This window comes from Paenibacillus sp. SEL3, assembly GCF_054602585.1.
In genome coordinates this window covers 6,321,651-6,339,266 of sequence record NZ_CM137725.1, presented here as the reverse complement: position 1 = coordinate 6,339,266, position 17,616 = coordinate 6,321,651, and the positions used below count along the sequence as shown (strand labels likewise).

Here is a 17,616-nt window from a genome sequence, read left to right as displayed (position 1 = left end):
AAAAAGTATTGATTTTTGTTTGTGCACAATTTATAGTGAAAGACACATAGTCAACCAATTCATTTAAGAGGTGATTTCAATCATGAGTAACCAACCAACGAACCTGACTACAAGCTGGGGCGCTCCTGTTGGAGATAATCAAAATTCGATCACAGCAGGCTCGCGGGGTCCCGCACTAATTCAGGATGTGCATCTGCTGGAGAAATTGGCACATTTTAACCGGGAGCGTGTGCCGGAACGTGTCGTTCATGCAAAAGGTGCAGGAGCACACGGATATTTTGAAGTTACTAATGATTTGTCTGCATATACAAAAGCAAGCTTCTTGTCTGAGGTGGGCAAGCGTACACCGATGTTTATTCGCTTTTCTACAGTGGCGGGTGAGCTGGGCTCGTCCGATACTGTACGCGACCCGCGTGGTTTTGCGGTGAAGTTTTATACAGAAGAAGGCAACTATGATCTCGTGGGCAATAATACACCTGTGTTTTTTATTCGGGATGCCATTAAATTTCCTGACTTTATTCATACGCAAAAACGCCATCCCCAAACCCATCTGAAAAACCCGAATGCGGTCTGGGATTTCTGGTCCTTATCTCCTGAATCGCTGCATCAGGTAAGTATTCTAATGTCTGACCGCGGTATTCCAGCTACTCTTAGACATATGCATGGTTTCGGTAGTCACACGTTCAAGTGGGTAAATGCCGAAGGACAGGCAGTATGGGTGAAATATCATTTTAAAACAGAGCAAGGTGTGCAAAATCTTGATGTGGATTTGGCTGCGAAAATTGCTGGTGAAAATCCGGATTATCATACAGAAGATTTGTTTAATGCCATCAAAAAAGGTGATTTTCCTGCATGGAAACTTCATGTGCAGATTATGCCGGTAGAAGATGCAGATACGTATCGCTTTGATCCATTTGATGTGACAAAAGTATGGTCTCAAAAGGATTACCCGCTGATCGAGGTTGGACGCATGGTGCTGGATCGCAATCCTGAGAACTATTTTGCTGAGGTAGAGCAGGCGACATTCTCCCCGGGTTCATTTGTTCCTGGTATTGAGGCATCCCCGGATAAAATGTTGCAAGGACGCCTGTTTGCCTACGGCGATGCACATCGCTACCGTGTAGGTGCAAATCATAATTCGTTGCCGATCAACCGTCCGCATGCGGAAGTTCACAACTACCAACGCGATGGTGCATTGCGCAGTGACAGCAATGGCGGAGGATCTGTCTATTACGAGCCTAATAGTCTCGGTGGACCCAAAGAATCACCTGCGCACAAAATGGCTCCTTTTGAAGTGTCTGGCGAAGCTCAAAGTGTAGCCTACGATCATCATGATCACTACACACAACCGGGCGACCTATACCGCTTGCTCAGTGAAGAAGAGCGTGCACGCCTGGTCCGAAACATCGTAAATGCGATGAAGCCCGTAGAAAGTGATGAAATCAAACTGCGTCAGATCGGACATTTCTACAAAGCTGATCCTGAATACGGACGCCGTGTAGCCGAAGGTTTAGGCTTGACCGTTCCTCAAGGCGAGTAGAGGTATCTGCAAACTCCTAACCTGAAAGCCGTATGAATAAATAATAAAAGGATGTCCCAACACCACGTACATGGTGGATGGGACATCCTTTGTTTTTGAGAGCGATGTAAATCAGGTGCTGCTATATCCTCTGCAAGCGAGGTAAATAGATTACAAGAAACAGTGACCGTCCTAGTGCAAATACGATAAAGGATAGCCAAAGTCCGTGATTCCCATAATGGGGAACGCACCAGAAGAGAGCGATCAAAAAGCAGAGCAATGAAATCAGCATCGAATTACGGATCGGATACGTTACCGTCATCCCCGTAAACACACCGTAGAATACCAGTCCCAGCCCGGCTGCCAGCGGAAAGACCACAAGCCACCCATTATAAGGGCCTGTAAGGCTAATCACTGTAGCATTGTCCGTAAATAGTGAGATAAGCGGCTCTTTCAGTGCGAAATACAATCCTCCTGTCACTACGCTGGTCACCAGTGTCCAGAACCAGGACAAGTGAATAACCCTTTGCAGCATTTTACGATCCCCGGCACCCCGAGCCTGACCTGTCATGATGCTACTGGCGTTGGCGAACCCATCAAAAAAGTAAGCCATAATGTAATGGATCTGCAACAAAATAGCGTTTGCCGCCAATTGATCGGTTCCAAAGCTCGCACTGCGCGCCGTAAACAGATTAAACATCGTCAGCAGACAGGCTGTACGGATCATAAGATCAAGGTTTGTTGCCATGACACTTTTCAACTCTGAAGCTCCAAACCATCCTCGCCAATTCATCTGTCCGCTTTGCTTCCATTCTCTCCAAATCGATGAGCGGAACACCAGAACGAGACCCAATATACATGCAAGAGCCTCCGCAATCAGAGTAGCGCTTGCTACACCAGTGACATTCCAATGCATCATCTGTGTAAATACAATAGCTAATACCATATTGATTACGTTCATTGTAATTTGCAAAAATAATGTAGCCTTCACACGGGATAATCCCATCAGCCAGCCGAGCAGCACATAGTTCACCAATGTAAGAGGGGCTCCCCAGATACGAATGTTAAAATAAATTGCTGCCTGCGCTGCCACATCCTGAGCTGGATGGATTAGCTGCAGAGAAGCTAACAGAATGGGCTTTTGTAACACAATGAATACCGCACCAATGAGTAAAGCAATGGCCAGTGGGCGCATGAGAGCAGCTATGCCCTGGTCGTTATTTTGTGCCCCCGCGGCTTGGGCCGTGAAAGCTGATGTGCTGACTCGCAGGAAGCCAAACAGCCAATATAAAGTATTAAAAATAAGAGTGCCCACCGCTACACCGCCTAAATACGCGGAATCGCTCAAATGACCGATTACAGCTGTATCCACCGCACCGAGTAGCGGGGTTGTAATCGTCGAAATAATTAAAGGGATAGCTAAAGCAAGATAGGCTCGGTGGGAAGGCAACATGTTGAAAAAACCTCCAGTAATGATTGTGTGTAGGGATGGCGATCCGAATGAAATAATGCTTCCTTGGGAAAATGCTCAAGCACACTGCCTTCTTTCATGACCATGATTCGATCACTCATAAAGTGCACAGCCGCCAGATCATGTGAGATAAACAGATAAGCCAATCCTAGCTCATCCTGCAAATCCTTGAGCAGATTTAAAACGGTGGCTTGTGTGGTCACATCCAGACTTGCTGTTGGCTCGTCCAATACGATAAAATCCGGCTCTGTGCTGATGGCACGTGCGATGGTTACACGCTGCTTTTCCCCACCGCTAAGCTGATGTGGAAACTTGTCCAGATAGCTGGCTGGAAGCTTTACCATATCAAGCAAATGTTCTGCTATATCCCGACGTTCTGAGGACATACCCGTCATAAAAGAAGGAACATAGTACTTAAGCTGGTCCAGTGGCTCCAGCAGGGATTGCAGGATGGTTAGTCTGGGGTTCAAAGCCGCAGATGGATGTTGAAAAACTGCACCCAGCCTGCTGCGAATCCGTTTTAACTCGCTCCGCTTTAATCCCCGGATAGACTGCCCATCTAGTCTAAGCTCACCTTGATCAAATGGGTCCAATGTCAATATACAGCGAGCGAGTGTGCTTTTCCCACTGCCGCTTTCCCCGACAATGCCCAGACATTCTCGAGGGGAGATCGACAGAGCAACATCTTGCAGCACCGTTTTGCCTCCAGTGTAAGCCTTCGTCAAACCGGAGACGGTCACGACAGGATTAGACGTGTCTTGCCGCTGAGCGCAGGCGGCTTGATTATTCATGTGCAGCGCTCCTTTCCATTGCGTCCTGTTCTTCAGTGCTGTTGTAAGGTAAACGTGCTGGAGCGCCCGGAGACAGCGGCGGAATAGCTGCCAATAGACGACGAGTATACGGGTGGTCCGGATGGTTCAGCACCGCTTGCGTTTCACCTATTTCAACCAGTGAACCTTCGCGCATCACTGCGATTCGATCTGCATACTTGCGTACATGACGCAGATCGTGAGTGATCCACAAGACGGAAATACCCGTTTCCGTCCGGATTTGGTCAATGAGCTGCAGCACCCGATGAGCTGTGAGCGTATCCAACGCTGTTGTAGGCTCGTCGGCAATAAGCAGCTTCGGCTCCAGCAGGAGTGCAGCCGCAATAGCAGCCCGTTGCAATTGACCGCCGCTGAGTTGGAACGGATAGCTGCGGTACACACGCTCGGCGGGAAGCTGTACGCGCTCCAGCACCTCGATACAGCGCTGTTTGCGCGCCTTGCGATCTTGTTTGCCGTGGGCGCGCATCAGCTCGTCCAGTTGGCTGCCCACACGCAGAAAGGGGGTGAAAGCCCCATGGTAGTCTTGAAAAATGTAAGATATTTCACTACCAAGCAAAGAACGTCTTTGTTTAGCGGATAGATCCAGCAAATTATTGTCCTTCCACGCAATAATTCCTTCCGCTTTAACAGAAGAGGGGAGAAGTCCGCCGATAGCGAACGCCGTCATGCTTTTGCCGCTACCGCTTTCGCCGGCTAGAGCACACCATTCCCCCGGACGAACGACAAGCTCCAGTTGCTTTACAATCGTTTTTACATTGGTCCGAATCGTTAAGCCTTCAATAGTCAGCATGTACCAGTTCACTCCTCTGTCCGGGTTTTAACATCATAACGGTCGCGCAGCTTGTCTCCAAATACGTTCGCCAGTAGCACGGTTAGCACGACAGCTATCCCAGGAACCAGCATCAGGTGGGGAGCCATTTGAAAATACGCTCGTCCTTCATTCAACATAGTACCCCATTCCGGAATTGGCGGCTGTGGACCTAAGCCCAAAAAAGATAGGGAGGCAATCATTAAAATAATTTTGCCGACATCCAGCGTAGCCAGCACAAGAACATTCCCTATTGCATGGGGGAGAATATGTCGCATGACAATCCGCAGGGAGGAGGTACCCGCCAGTATGGATAACGAAATGTAATCCTTTTGCTTTTCAGCCAGCACGGTACTACGAACTAGGCGTGCATAACCAACCCATTTTACCGCCGTTACCGCGAAAATAAGATTTACTAAGCCTGGTCCGAGCAAACCGCTCAGCACAATGGCAAAAATATAATCTGGTAATGTCATGAAGGCATCGACCACCCGCTTGAATACACGATCCATCCAGCCTCCAATAAATCCTGAAAACAGACCAAGAGGGACCCCGACAACCAGCGAAACTGCCAAAATCAACAAACTGGTTCCGACAGTCGTCCGAAGTCCAGCTATGACTCTCGATAGTACATCTCTGCCCAAATGATCCGTTCCCAGCCAGTGCGTAGCGCTGATCGATTGTAGTCGATTCCCCATCTGGATACGATACGGATCTTGCGGTACAAGAAACGGAACGACTGTAATTGCTGAAAGAATGAGCAGGATGGAGAGCGACACGATCCATGTTTTGGACAATCGCGTTCTAGTGAGCTGCCCGTTTTCCGCATGTACGGATTTTATCATGATAAACGTTTCTCCTTCAAAGCGATTTCAGGATTGACCCAACGGTAGGACAGCTCTACCAAAATATTGATACATACAATGAATACAGCCATAAATACGGTATAGCCCTGAATTATGGGGTAATCCCTTGCAGCAATGGCATCCACAATCCATTTTCCCAGCCCCGGATAGGCGAATAGCACTTCAATTACGACTGTGCCTCCCAGTAGACTGCCTATACTCTCACTGAATACCGTAATGAGTGGAACTAGACTGTGACGAAGCATGTGTCTGAAAAAAATGCGGATGGGGCTGATGCCACGCGCTTGCGCCGCTTTGATAAAGTCTTGCCCCGAGCTTTCAATCAGACTTGCGCGAATCATTCGTACATAAACGGCCGCCATTGCCAACCCCAAGGTAAGAGAAGGGAGTACCAAGTGAAAAGCGGTTCCTTCGCCCATAGACGGCAAAATGCGCAATTTAACTGCAAACCATTCGATAAACAAAAGCCCCACCCAAAAGCTGGGAATCGAGGAGCCGATTAAGGCAAACACACGACTGGCGCTGTCAATCCAGCGGTTACGGTAAAGCGCCGCCATTGTTCCCAGCGGGAGAGCTATCAGCAGCATTATGAACAGGGAGCCGCCGGTCAGCAGCAGTGTATAAGGCAATTTTTCCATAAACTCTGTGAATACCGGACGATGGGTTAAATAAGATTGTCCAAAATCAAACTGAAGCAACTGAACCAGCCACTTACCATATTGCACAGGTAATGGTTGGTCCAGCCCTAGTTGACTGCGCATATCCGTAATTTGCTGATTGGACACAGCTACATCATCGACTCGGAGAATGCTCCGGACGGGATCGCCCGGAACAAGCTTAAGCAGACAGAAGCTCACAAAGGAAAGAATAAGAAAGAACAAAACTAGTTCAAGAAACTTTTTGGCCATGGATTTGAACATGCTAATTCACATCCAGGTCCTGGGTTAGCAAGTAATATTCACTTTGGCTAGTTACCCAGTTATGTACGTAATCGCGATAGGCTACTACGTTGTTTGGATGGACCAGAAAGGATTGCAGATTTTCTTGGTCAATCAGTGTGACAGCTTTCAAAGCCAGCTTGTTGCGTTGTTCCTCATTCACGGTTGTGTTCAGCTGTGAAATCATACTCGTGAGTTCCGGTACATGCACACGCCCATAATTTAGTGCTCCTTCAGGCATGTAAGCCGCATTTAGAAAATAGCTTGCATCGCCGCGCGGGGCTGTAATGCTACTATAAGTCGCTAAATCCCAATCCTGATGAGCGGCAAGATATTCGTCAATATTATCAACCTGACGGATATCAATCGTAATGCCAAGTTCTTTAGCATTAGCCTGAATCAGCTGGGAAATGAGTGGAAGTTCCGCTCTCGACTGGTAAGTTAGTAATGTAAGTTGAAGCGGCTTGCCGTCAGGGGTTGCAACTTTTCCGTTCTGCACTGTATATCCAGCTTGCTTGAAGCCTTCTCGTGCAGCATTTAAATCAAATTTTTTCGTAATATATTCCGGCGAAAATGGAAAGTCGGGCAAGAATGGCCCTTGAGCAGGGGTTCCCTGGCCGGACATGATACCGCTGGCAATCTCATCACGGTTGATCAGGTTATCGAATGCCTTACGCACAGCCGTCTTTTTCAGATCGTTATTGTTCATATTGTAAATAAGTTGATGCGTTCGCAAACTAGGAAGTGAGTCAACCTTAACGGTAGAATCAGCTTTCAATAGCTCCAGACTTTCAATTGGCGGGCGATACACAATATCAGCAGTTTTGGCTTGAAAAGCAAGCTGACGTGCATTGGCGTCTTCGTTAAACATGAATTTGGCATGCTTCAACTTTACTTCACCGTTCCAATATTGTTCATTGCGATCTAAATTCAGTTCACTTCCAGCACGGAAGCTGGCAACCTTGAACGGTCCCGTCCCAGATGGGAGGTCACCTGTAGCTGTGGTGTCTATAATAGCCGTATTCGGATGAACCAGCTCAGACACAAATTCTGGGAAAGGCTTGTCTGTCGTAATGGTCAAAATCTGTCCATCCGCATGAATATCACGGATATGTAGCGCATTTTTGACCGATGGATTGAGCTTTAACGCTCTTTCCAAAGAGGCTTTGACAGCAGCAGCATTGACGGTTTTACCGCTGTGGAAGTTCACACCTGATCGGATGTTGAAGGTCCAGTGCTGTCCGTCCTTGCTGTTCCATTTGTCTGCAAGCCAAGCTTCCAGCTTAAGATCCTTGTTCACTTTGATCAGTGTTTCACTTACTCCAGCACGAACAGCTGTGTAATTTACATCTGAATGGGGGTCTATAGTAGGGCTTTGCACGTTGAACAATAAGGTGACACTTTTATCTTGTGGTGCAGCAGATGGAGAGGGTGAAGCTGACGGAGATGAAGCGCAGGCTGCCATCATCACCGCCATTACCGCAGGTATAAATAGTTTAAAATAAGAACGTTTAAACAACAGGGAGTCCTCCTTAATAGTAATCGTAATTTTTACGCTTTAACTCATAAATCATATCGTAACCAAATGAAGGTGCTTTGTAAATATGTAATTGACGAATGTGTATGTAAATTCATATCAAAAAGACTGCTAACCAATAGTGATATGGTTAGCAGTCTTTAAGTTTATTCACATATTTTTAATTTGGGGTCACATGAAAATTATGAATTAGTGCATGGGAGCTTTGGCAGTGCCATGTTCAACATGAACTCTGCGGATGAAAAAGGCAAGGATCAACCCGATCACACTGATGATCATCGCAAAGAAAAATGAATTTTGTGATCCGATTGTCATGGCATTGGCCATTTCATTTACGGATTCAGGCATACTGGATTGGCTCAAATAGCCTTCCATACCTTTGGAGAGAATGCTTACCGCTACAGCTGTACCGATTGCACCAGCAACTTGTTGGAGCGTACTCATAATGGCTGTTCCGTCTGGGTATAGATCCATAGGGAGCTGATTTAGGCCGTTTGTCTGAGCTGGCATCATAATCATGGAAATGCCGATCATCAAGCAGCTATGAAGCACAATAATGAGTACAAGAGTTGATGTTGTTGTAATGCCGGACAGGAAAAACAAAACAGCAGCTACAATCACAAGTCCTGGAATGACAAGCCACTTGGGACCGAATTTATCGAACAATGAACCCATAATAGGAGACAAGAGGCCGTTGATAATCCCACCGGGCAGAAGTACTAAACCTGCTGTTAGAGCAGACAGAGCCAGCCCCTTTTGCAAAAAGAGTGGAAGAATCAGCATCGTAGAAAGGATCGTCATCATACATAGGAACACCATAATAACGCCAATAACAAACATAGGGTATTTAAATACACGCAAATTCAACATAGGCTGCTTCATTTTCAATTGACGTACAGAGAACAAAATCAACGATATCAGACCGACAATCACAGGAAGCAGAACCATCAGGCTAGCCCAACCTTCGCCACCTTCTCCGGATTTACTGAAACCGAACACGACACCGCCGAAGCCAATGGAAGATAACAGGATAGATAAAAAATCAATTTTGGGCTTGGTCGTTTTTGAAACGTTTTGCATAAATAAAATACCGCAAATCAGTGAGAGAACCAAGAACGGAAGGGAGATCCAGAAGATCCAGTGCCAAGACAGATTTTGCAGTACCAGTCCTGCAATGGTAGGGCCCACTGCCGGTGCGAACATAATGACCAATCCGATGATCCCCATAGCCGCGCCTCTCTTTTCAGCTGGGAAAATGATCAAGATGGTGTTAAACATCAATGGCAATAACAACGCCGTGCCAATGGCCTGAAGAATACGTGCGATCAATAGCACTGAAAAAGTAGGTGCAAGCGCAGCAACGAGACAACCAGCTATTGAGAACAGCAACGATGTCACAAACAGCTGTCTTGTCGTAAAGGTTTGAATCAGCAATCCCGATACAGGTACTAAAATACCAAGTGTAAGCAGATAAGCGGTTGTCAGCCATTGGGCTGTTGCAGTTGTAATATGCAAAATCTGCATCAAATCATTCAGTGCAATGTTAAGTGCCGTTTCACTGAACATCCCAATAAAGCCGCTAAGGAGCAGCGCAATCATAATAGGTAGCACCTTGAACGTTTTGGGTTCAGAGGGTGAACTTGTTTGACTCATTGTACTCATGTTGTTTTTGTTCCTCCAAATAAATTAATAGTGTTGAATTATAACAATCGGTCTATATATAATAAACATGTTGTTATTTTTTTGTCAAAGTATAAGTTGTAAATATTAAATAATGAAGGATGCTGTATATGGCTGCTAAACCCGAATCATACGAGAATATCGTACAAACCGCATCGAAGCTCTTTTTTCATCAGGGGTATCACGCGACCGGACTGAATCAGATTCTTGCGGAGAGTGGATCACCGAAAGGGTCACTTTATTATTATTTTCCGCGTGGTAAAGAAGAATTGGCTTTGGAGTGCATAAGAAGAGGGAATGAGTTTATAAAGCAAAAATTAAAACAGACACTGGACGGGAATGATAATCCAGTGCTAGCCATTCAGGATTTTATTCGTAATACAGCTGAGGAGGCAGACCGTACCGGCTTTAACGACTTCATGCCGATTGGCTTCTGGGCTGCTGCGGAAACTTCCTGTATTAGTGAATCGCTACGTCATGCTTGTGTGAATACGTTTACAGATTGGCAGCACATCTATATGGAGCGTCTTCAGGAATCGGGCTGGGACGAGGAAAAGGCACGCAGTCTGGCGGTACTTATCATTTCGATGCTCGAAGGTGCATTGATTTTGGCCGTTACGCAACAGAGCAGTGCTCCTATTTATAATATCGTGGATTACATTCCACAGTTGGTCAAATAATCCTGTCTCTTCAATTTTCAATCTCTCCTAATGAGCTCCAACAAGTAACTTTAGAGAGCCGATGTTCTCGTTTTTGAGAACTCGGCTTTTTTGTGGTTCTGAGACGTAATTTTACTCACATTACCAGCACCAAATGATGAAAAGTATGGTAAAATAGAATGAATTTGATTTTGATTTTGCACGAAAGGAAGGGTGATAGCAAGTGGCAAAAGCGAAGGTACCCAAACGGCCTACTCGGGATGAATTTGTACTGGAGGAAATCGGGAATCAGCTTGTAGAAGCACAACGAGAGCAATCCGAGGTTGTATTGACCGTATGGGGACGCGCAGAAACAACCCGCGGACAGATTGTTAAAATGGACCCAAGAACAGGGAAGGTTCATGTAGAGAGTAATGGAGAAACGGATAAAGTTCCTTTTATGGATATTATGAGTGTAAATTACCCGAGAGATTAGTTGTTGTGATTACATAAATATAGCAGAAAGGGACAACAAGAATGACAAAGTTAGAGTCTCCCTTACTGCGAGGGAAAGTAACAATTTAAAATTCGCGTATACAAAAACAACCGAGTGGTTTAGAGCCATCGGTTGTTTTTGTATACTGCTGCATGAGTGGGAAGAGAAAGCCGCGTTGTTGTATTGGCACTTGCCCTTGTATATGCTTATGCAGCTTTTATCGGGCTGGTATGACTCGCACGTGCTTCGGCTTTCTTAAGCACCTTACGATCAAAAATGAAGGGGCCAAACGGCAAAAGTGAGGCAATCAAGGCAGCAAGACTTTGCAGTAGCGTTATTTTCCGCATAATCAGCATGACCACAGTCGCTACAACATAAGCCACGAACAGTACCCCATGGATCATACCCACCCAGCTTACCATTTGCGGTATTCCAGCTGCGTATTTAAGTGGCATAGCGATACACACAAGCAGTAGATATGAAATTGCTTCAATATTACCAATGACACCAAACATCTTAAAGGCATTTTTGAACATAATACACCTCTTTCTCTTATTACTTAAAATTTAATATATCCTATAATGCATTGTTATTAAACGGTAGAAAGTTACGATATATCGAATATTTACGGCAGATGCCAACGTCACACAGCTTAGCGCTCCTGGAAACGATAATTGTAATTTCATTTAACTTGTCAAAATGTGTATCCCTATTGTATGCGCGACCCCCTATCAGTAAAAATACGGTGTGAAGCCTAAACATTTTGTATGCAAATTCCGATAACAGTTAAATGAACGTGTGTACATTATGGTACATATTTTAAAAGCTAGATTGCAGCAGAAGGGCTTGTAAGCTTAACTTATTAGTTTTTGACAAATAAAATTTCCATACTGGTATCAAGGAGAGCATAGAATATGAATAAAAAACGTTTGCGTCAATGGATGGCTCCGTTCGCAACGGCTACACTGATTTTGAATACGGGATATGGCATTTTGACACCCGATGCAGTGGCTAGCGCGTTGCCGACTGAGAGGCATTACTCAAATCTGACAGGCCTAAATACAACACAGTTACATACCAAATTAGCAACCGCTCAAGGTAGTCAAGTGCCTGTTACTTCAGGTCCGAAAGTGACTACGTTAACCAAAGGTTATGGTCAGAACACCTATCTTAACCAAATGCTAAAAGTAATGTCGAGCCAAATGGTGACTGCGAATATCGCGCCGGCAGAGGTAAGCAATCTGACAGCGGTTCCTACAGAAACAACAAAAGTAAATTTGTCCTGGAACAATCCGTCGGACATCAATTTTGACCACGTAAAAGTGGTTGGTGTTACTAACGATGTGTATGTAGATAACATTAGAAGTAACTCTTATATGTTAAGCGGTTTACAGCCGAACACGACATATACCTTTCGCGTGAAAACGGTGAATAAGAGTGGAAATGAATCTCTCGGTACAACAATACAGGCTAAAACGGCTTCCGTTGATGGTCCTGTGGATAAGACACCACCAGGAGAAGTAAGCGGACTGGCAGCGACGAATGTAGGATATAATGGATTTACCATCAATTACATATTGCCTAAGGATGCTGACTTAAGCCAAGCGATTGTCTATTTAAATGGTACAGAAATTCAAAGAACCACAGGCACGTCTTACACGTTTAATGTCTTGAATGCTGCCACAGCCTATACCGTAACGGTCAAAACGATAGACAAATCCGGAAATATATCTCAAGGAGTTAGTATTCCAGTTACAACTTCTACGGTCTCTACCGATATCGTGCCCGATGTGACAGGTGCTTCAGTGACATCAGTTAATAACTATAGTGTTACTGTTTCCTGGACAAGGCCTAGCGGAATTAGTACGGTCAGTCTGTATAAGGACGGGCAACTGGTAACCGATTCAACAGGAACATCCTATACTTTCAACAATCTTTCGGCAAGCCAGACCTATACGTTCACGATAAGATCTAAGCGAAGCACAGGTACATTGTCCTCCGGTGTGAGACTAACTGCCACAACGGACAGTACGTCTTCCAATTCGTCAGAAGTGTCCAATCTTGAAGTAGATAGCAAAAGCGACACCTGGATCAAAATCACCTATGATATGCCGAGTCGAGCCGACAAGGTGAAGATATATGTGGATGGTGATTATAAGGGGACTACAAGCTCTGAGTCCTATAAAATCACGGATTTGCGAGAAGGACGCTGGTATGAGATTAAGGTCGTGACTGTCAATAGCAATGGAAGAGAATCTAGCGGTGTAAAGATATCAGAACGCACAGATTCGGATGGTTACTACTCTTCTTCATCTAGTTCATCGAACTATGAGAAAGCAAGAGATTTGATGCGAATTGCGGAAAACAGTCTAAATGCGTCCGACTGGCGTTCTGCCAGAGATGCAATCAGTGATCTGCCGAGCGGAACCCGTAAAAGCGATCTGCTGGATCGGCTAGAAGCTATTCGCAATAGAGCGATTGGTACCGGTAGTTCATCATCCGGGACGAGTTCTACTACGACAACCACTTCTGGTACAACGTCTTCATATCCTAACAATGCGGTTTCCTCCTATTCATCTTCGTTCACCCTGACACCAGGAGCTAAATCAGCTTATGTCGATGGTCGTGCTACGACGATGGCTCAGGCTCCTCGGATCATTAATGGGGCGACGATGGTCCCGCTGCGCTTTATCAGTGAACGGATAGGTTACGAGGTGAATTATGAAAAATCGACCAAAAAGATTATTCTGAATCGACCTACAGACGGCAAACAGGTAGTGCTTCAAGTCAAGAATTCGACCCTTGCCGTATATGAGTTAAACAACTCCCGAAGTTATTCGACGAACATCACAGCTCCGGTTATTGTTAACGGCTACACGCTGGTTCCATTACGAGTGATTAGCGAGCTTTCGGGGTATCAGGTGAACTATAATACTGCATCCAAACAAATTACGATTACCAAATAAATGCATCTGTTAAAAGAGTTCTAAAGTGAAAACTTTAGAACTCCTTTTTGTCTACTATCCAATAAGTGTACGTAAAATGCGAAAAGGGGCGCTTTATAAGCGCCCGCTAATAGAGTTATAAATTGACAATCAGCTACTCTGTAAACAAGTTATTTTGACTAAAATGATATTAAGCTGCTTAAGATCTTCTACAGTTAGTTGAATACTCAGCGTTTGAAGATTAGTTTCGATCTGATCAGGCTTGGTCGCACCTGGAATGATTAAGGTATACGATAGGATTGATTCTCGCTTGTATGATTCATGCACTGATTGGTATCTCAATGCTTACCTGTCCGCCGCTTGTCTGGGTGGAGTTGGTGATGATCAGTTGTCCGCCATGTAGGTTGACAATGGATTTTGTTATATACAGGCCCATACCGTAATGTCCACTCAATCTTCTGGATGAATCACCCATATAAAACTGCTCGGCGGCCTGTTTGAGACCTGCTGGAGAGAAGCCCGGGCCTTCGTCTACGATGCTGAACCGAATACAGTTTTCAACAGATTCTACGATCAGCTGGATCTCGCTGTATTCAGGCGCCTGATCTACCGCATTAGAAGCAACATTCATAATGGCACGCTCAAGTAGCACTGGGTCTGCATACAGCGTCTTAGGGAGGTTATATACAGCGAATGCTACAGATATTTTTTTGACAGCAGCCAAGGCCATTATCTGATCTTTCACTTTCGATAAATAGAAGTCAGCGTCCATCGTTTCCGCCCGCAGGGTGACTAGTGTTTCCGCTTTTGAAATGTCAATGAGAGTTTTAATATACTGCTCCATCTGCCTGGTGCTTTCCGCAATATAATCCGTATAGTTCTTTTGCTCTTCGGACTGTTCGGTCTCGGACAGTAGCTCTACGTTTCCACGAACGATAGTGAGTGGTGTTTTGACATCGTGTGCTAGAGCGGAAATTTGCTCGCGGCGGGATTTTTCGAGATTCCACTGTTTCTGAAGCGATGTCTTTAAAGTTTCTTTCATTTTATCCATGGAATGCAGCACCTGATCGATCTCCATCACGCCACTGAACTTGATTGAGAAGTCCAAATCCTGTGCTTGAATTTGTTTGGTAGCCTGCTGCAATCCGATCATCTTACGTGCCAGCTTTCGTCCGAAGGAGGAAGCCAGTAAAGCACCTCCCCCCAGGAAGGCGATACAGAACACGGCCAAAAAGGACAATTCTGCGTTCGGCAGATATTGACGCAGGATAGGAAGTTCAAACTGTGCCGAGACAGAATAGCGCATCACAGTAATTTCATCATGATGTGGAACTTTTACATAGTTATAGGGAAATTGATACGCAGTATTGCTCTGCTGCGTAACACTCCAAGCGGCTTGGGCCTGGTTTTCAGAAAGATTTCCTTCAATGAGGCGGCCTTCCGAAGTGAACAACGCGTACTTATACAGTTTTATCTGAGAATTCGGTTGCAGGGTCTTGCCCGCTTCAATGATTGACTTGTCCTCCCGTACCTGCTTCTCCGCATAGTTCGCGGGAAGAATGGCCCCATAAGATATCAGGGCATAGAAGATGAGGACCAGGAACAGAGCGAGCGCAATCGTCCCAATACAAAACATAACTAAATAACCCAGGAAAATGGTTCGTAATTTGGTAGTCTTGCGTGCTTGTTGTACTTTGGTTACTTCCATCGGTAGCCGATCCCCCAAACCGTCTCCACTGGAGAAACCTCTACTTTGCCAGGCTTGGCCCGGATATTTTTGACATGCTCTACAATGGTGGCGGAATCGCTGTCCCCATCCAAGCCGAAGACCGCTTCGTAAATCTGCTCCTTAGAGAATACCTGCCCCCAGTTCAAAGCTAGAAACTTACATATCTCATATTCACTTTTGGTAAACGGGACTACAACATTCTGAACGGTGATTTCCTTGCCAGACAGATTGAAATGAACTTCCCCGATGCAGAATACATTACGCCGTTCACGATTCTCCCGTCTGAGATGGGCGTTGATTCGTGCGCGCAGCTCTCCAGTGCCGAACGGTTTGACAATATAATCGTCGGCTCCATCCCCAAGCCCCAACATCACATCGTTCTCCATGGATTTTGCGGTAAGAAACAGTATCGGACAGTCTACCTTGCTGCGAATTTCCCGGCAGAGTGTGAATCCGTCCATGATAGGCATCATCACGTCAAGCAGTATAAGATCAAATGCTCCGAGCTGCATGGTGAGAACCTGTGGGGAGGCGGAGACCACCGTGACAACATGGCCATCTTTCTGCAAAATATTTTGAAGGAGTGCCAAAACGGCGGGTTCGTCATCAACGGCCAACAAGTTTGCCATGCTTTATTCACATCCCTTGCTTTCTTTACTCTAATCTTTACTCCAACGAATTTTGTCCTTCCCAACGACAAATCCATAACCCTAATAATACCATGATGACTAAGGTCCCTACTACGCAATATCTGATTCCCAAATCAAGCTGTATAGCTTCAGTGATAGAATCTGCTGAGCTTACGCCGTATTGCACCCAGATCGTGATGAACCGGGCCGCCCAAGCAGAGGGAACGAATATCCAATTATGATCACCCAGCCCTGTAAGAAGCAAAGCGGACAATAGACTCTCCATAATACCCAGGCCGATGGAAGCTCCCTTACCGAACCGCAAACTAATGAAAAAATGCAGAATATAAAGGAACACACTGGACACAAACAGAATGCAGGCAGCCAACACATAAAACTTCAAGCCATACGGGGACTCTTTCATAAGATATATATAGCCAGCCCCAAAGCCGCCTGAGGCAAGCAGCACACTGCCAAATCCCAAGCACAGGAGTAGGCTAAGCTTGCTCAAAAAAGGTAACAGCTTCACCGGCGAGGTCAAGAGGTGTTGGAAATTTCCAGCGACTGACTCCTGCTCAACAGCAATGGAGCATACAATACCAATCATGATAGGAAGAACCACAGCCAGGACCTGCAAATAGCCGTCTATCTTCGAAATCGGTGAATACGGAGTAAAGGAATAGTAGGCTAGAAAAATTGCTATCCCCAAGATCGGCACAAGCAGCTGCACGAGCAATAAGGGCTGCCTTCGAAGTTTAAGCACGTCAGATTTCAGATTGCGGAAGAAAGATATCATCTTACTTAGCCTCCCGTTTACGGAAAGACATGGCCGTCAGCACTGACAGAATCATGAATAGACATACTGTGATCAACAGGCCGGGAACAATTATGCCTCCATCCAAAAGTGGATCTCCTGAAGGAACGGCAAGCCCATTAGGCAGCACTTGGATGACGGCGCACATCAATCGCGCTGGTATAGCATAGGGTACCGCCCACCATACAGAAGACGTAGCGAACAAGACGGTGCAGGCTACGTTGCCCAGCATGTTGATGATTAGGGTGGCAAACATGCCTATTCGATCCGTCAGGAACAGGCAAAGTGGAACTTGCCACAAAAAGGTGATGAAGAGGATCAGAGTTGCAGCGACGCTTTCTGCTAGTGTCACGGAAGTTGAGAATACGAATCCGCCAAGAGTTATCCCTATTAATAAAATAATAGAGGAAACCATTAAGAGCCTTACGCAAACCCCGATTTTACCGTACCATACCTGAGCCAAATCTACAGACATGCCAAGGACAGCACGGTATTTCAGCTTCTTGCCATCCTTTTGGATCACTCCTGAGCACATTAAGGTGAGCGCACCTGGCAGCAGCATGAAATACCACCAATTGTAGCTGGCGCTTTGGAGCATATGTCCCCCCATGAGCACGGTACACAGAAGAAGAGTAACGATGGGGGCCAGCCAGACCAGCTTTTTCGTGAAGGTACGCTTTAATTTTAGATGTTCGGCGGCTATATATTGCTGCATC

General features: G+C 45.7%; 16 protein-coding genes. 4 read left to right on the top strand and 12 right to left on the bottom strand.

Annotation, left to right across the window (positions count from 1 at the left end; translation table 11 throughout):
- The first annotated feature begins 82 nt into the window (after window positions 1–82).
- On the top strand, window positions 83–1,540 hold the full coding sequence (katA, locus tag ACYCS5_RS28520) for a catalase KatA (protein WP_029515135.1): 1,458 nt from the start codon (window positions 83–85) through the stop codon (window positions 1,538–1,540).
- Window positions 1,541–1,661: 121 nt separating this feature from the next.
- On the opposite strand, the gene ACYCS5_RS28515 is transcribed toward katA, so the two are convergent.
- From ACYCS5_RS28515 to ACYCS5_RS28485, 7 genes are all read right to left on the bottom strand, one after another.
- Window positions 1,662–2,972: an MATE family efflux transporter gene (locus ACYCS5_RS28515; RefSeq protein WP_165146524.1), complete on the bottom strand. Its 1,311-nt coding sequence runs from the start codon at window positions 2,970–2,972 to the stop codon at window positions 1,662–1,664.
- Window positions 2,939–3,781 (bottom strand): ABC transporter ATP-binding protein, encoded by an 843-nt coding sequence (locus tag ACYCS5_RS28510; RefSeq protein WP_165146521.1) that lies wholly within the window; start codon window positions 3,779–3,781, stop codon window positions 2,939–2,941. The genes ACYCS5_RS28515 and ACYCS5_RS28510 overlap by 34 nt, the downstream gene beginning before the upstream one ends.
- On the bottom strand, window positions 3,774–4,610 hold the full coding sequence (locus tag ACYCS5_RS28505) for an ABC transporter ATP-binding protein (RefSeq protein ID WP_459760544.1): 837 nt from the start codon (window positions 4,608–4,610) through the stop codon (window positions 3,774–3,776). The genes ACYCS5_RS28510 and ACYCS5_RS28505 overlap by 8 nt, the downstream gene beginning before the upstream one ends.
- 8 nt (window positions 4,611–4,618) lie before the next feature.
- Window positions 4,619–5,473 (bottom strand): nickel transporter permease, encoded by an 855-nt coding sequence (gene nikC / locus ACYCS5_RS28500; RefSeq protein ID WP_340932291.1) that lies wholly within the window; start codon window positions 5,471–5,473, stop codon window positions 4,619–4,621.
- On the bottom strand, window positions 5,470–6,414 hold the full coding sequence (nikB, locus tag ACYCS5_RS28495; RefSeq protein WP_459760543.1) for a nickel ABC transporter permease: 945 nt from the start codon (window positions 6,412–6,414) through the stop codon (window positions 5,470–5,472). Before nikB ends, nikC begins: the two co-directional genes overlap by 4 nt.
- A 1-nt stretch (window position 6,415) precedes the next feature.
- Window positions 6,416–7,951, bottom strand: coding sequence for a nickel ABC transporter substrate-binding protein (gene nikA, locus ACYCS5_RS28490; protein WP_165146509.1), 1,536 nt, complete (start codon window positions 7,949–7,951; stop codon window positions 6,416–6,418).
- Window positions 7,952–8,158: 207 nt separating this feature from the next.
- Window positions 8,159–9,622, bottom strand: coding sequence for a DHA2 family efflux MFS transporter permease subunit (locus ACYCS5_RS28485; protein WP_069011926.1), 1,464 nt, complete (start codon window positions 9,620–9,622; stop codon window positions 8,159–8,161).
- Between the two features lie 137 nt (window positions 9,623–9,759).
- Here ACYCS5_RS28485 and ACYCS5_RS28480 point away from each other — a divergent pair, with 137 nt between their 5' ends.
- Both ACYCS5_RS28480 and ACYCS5_RS28475 read left to right on the top strand, forming a co-directional pair.
- Window positions 9,760–10,329 carry a TetR/AcrR family transcriptional regulator gene (locus tag ACYCS5_RS28480; protein ID WP_029515149.1) on the top strand — a complete coding sequence of 190 codons (570 nt, stop codon included), beginning with the start codon at window positions 9,760–9,762 and terminating at the stop codon, window positions 10,327–10,329.
- 202 nt (window positions 10,330–10,531) lie between these two features.
- Window positions 10,532–10,783, top strand: a complete 252-nt coding sequence (locus ACYCS5_RS28475; RefSeq protein ID WP_029515150.1) for a YolD-like family protein — start codon at window positions 10,532–10,534, stop codon at window positions 10,781–10,783.
- A 206-nt stretch (window positions 10,784–10,989) separates the two neighbouring features.
- Here the strand turns inward: ACYCS5_RS28475 and ACYCS5_RS28470 are convergent, their stop codons facing one another.
- Complete coding sequence (locus ACYCS5_RS28470; RefSeq protein ID WP_069011816.1) at window positions 10,990–11,319, bottom strand: DUF3817 domain-containing protein; 330 nt, start codon at window positions 11,317–11,319, stop codon at window positions 10,990–10,992.
- Window positions 11,320–11,697: 378 nt separating this feature from the next.
- Here ACYCS5_RS28470 and ACYCS5_RS28465 point away from each other — a divergent pair, with 378 nt between their 5' ends.
- Window positions 11,698–13,749, top strand: coding sequence for a stalk domain-containing protein (locus ACYCS5_RS28465; RefSeq protein WP_029515153.1), 2,052 nt, complete (start codon window positions 11,698–11,700; stop codon window positions 13,747–13,749).
- 298 nt (window positions 13,750–14,047) lie between these two features.
- Here ACYCS5_RS28465 and ACYCS5_RS28460 read toward each other — a convergent pair whose 3' ends face one another.
- The 4 genes from ACYCS5_RS28460 to ACYCS5_RS28445 are packed head-to-tail and all read right to left on the bottom strand — an operon-like array spanning window position 14,048 to window position 17,615.
- Window positions 14,048–15,436 carry a HAMP domain-containing sensor histidine kinase gene (locus ACYCS5_RS28460; protein WP_165146503.1) on the bottom strand — a complete coding sequence of 463 codons (1,389 nt, stop codon included), beginning with the start codon at window positions 15,434–15,436 and terminating at the stop codon, window positions 14,048–14,050.
- Complete coding sequence (locus ACYCS5_RS28455; RefSeq protein ID WP_459760542.1) at window positions 15,427–16,086, bottom strand: response regulator transcription factor; 660 nt, start codon at window positions 16,084–16,086, stop codon at window positions 15,427–15,429. The genes ACYCS5_RS28460 and ACYCS5_RS28455 overlap by 10 nt, the downstream gene beginning before the upstream one ends.
- A 37-nt stretch (window positions 16,087–16,123) precedes the next feature.
- Complete coding sequence (locus tag ACYCS5_RS28450; protein ID WP_459760541.1) at window positions 16,124–16,882, bottom strand: lantibiotic immunity ABC transporter MutG family permease subunit; 759 nt, start codon at window positions 16,880–16,882, stop codon at window positions 16,124–16,126.
- 1 nt (window position 16,883) lies between these two features.
- Entirely contained in the window at window positions 16,884–17,615 is a 732-nt protein-coding gene (locus ACYCS5_RS28445; RefSeq protein ID WP_340885563.1) for a lantibiotic immunity ABC transporter MutE/EpiE family permease subunit, read from the bottom strand.
- Between the last annotated feature and the right edge of the window lies 1 nt (window position 17,616).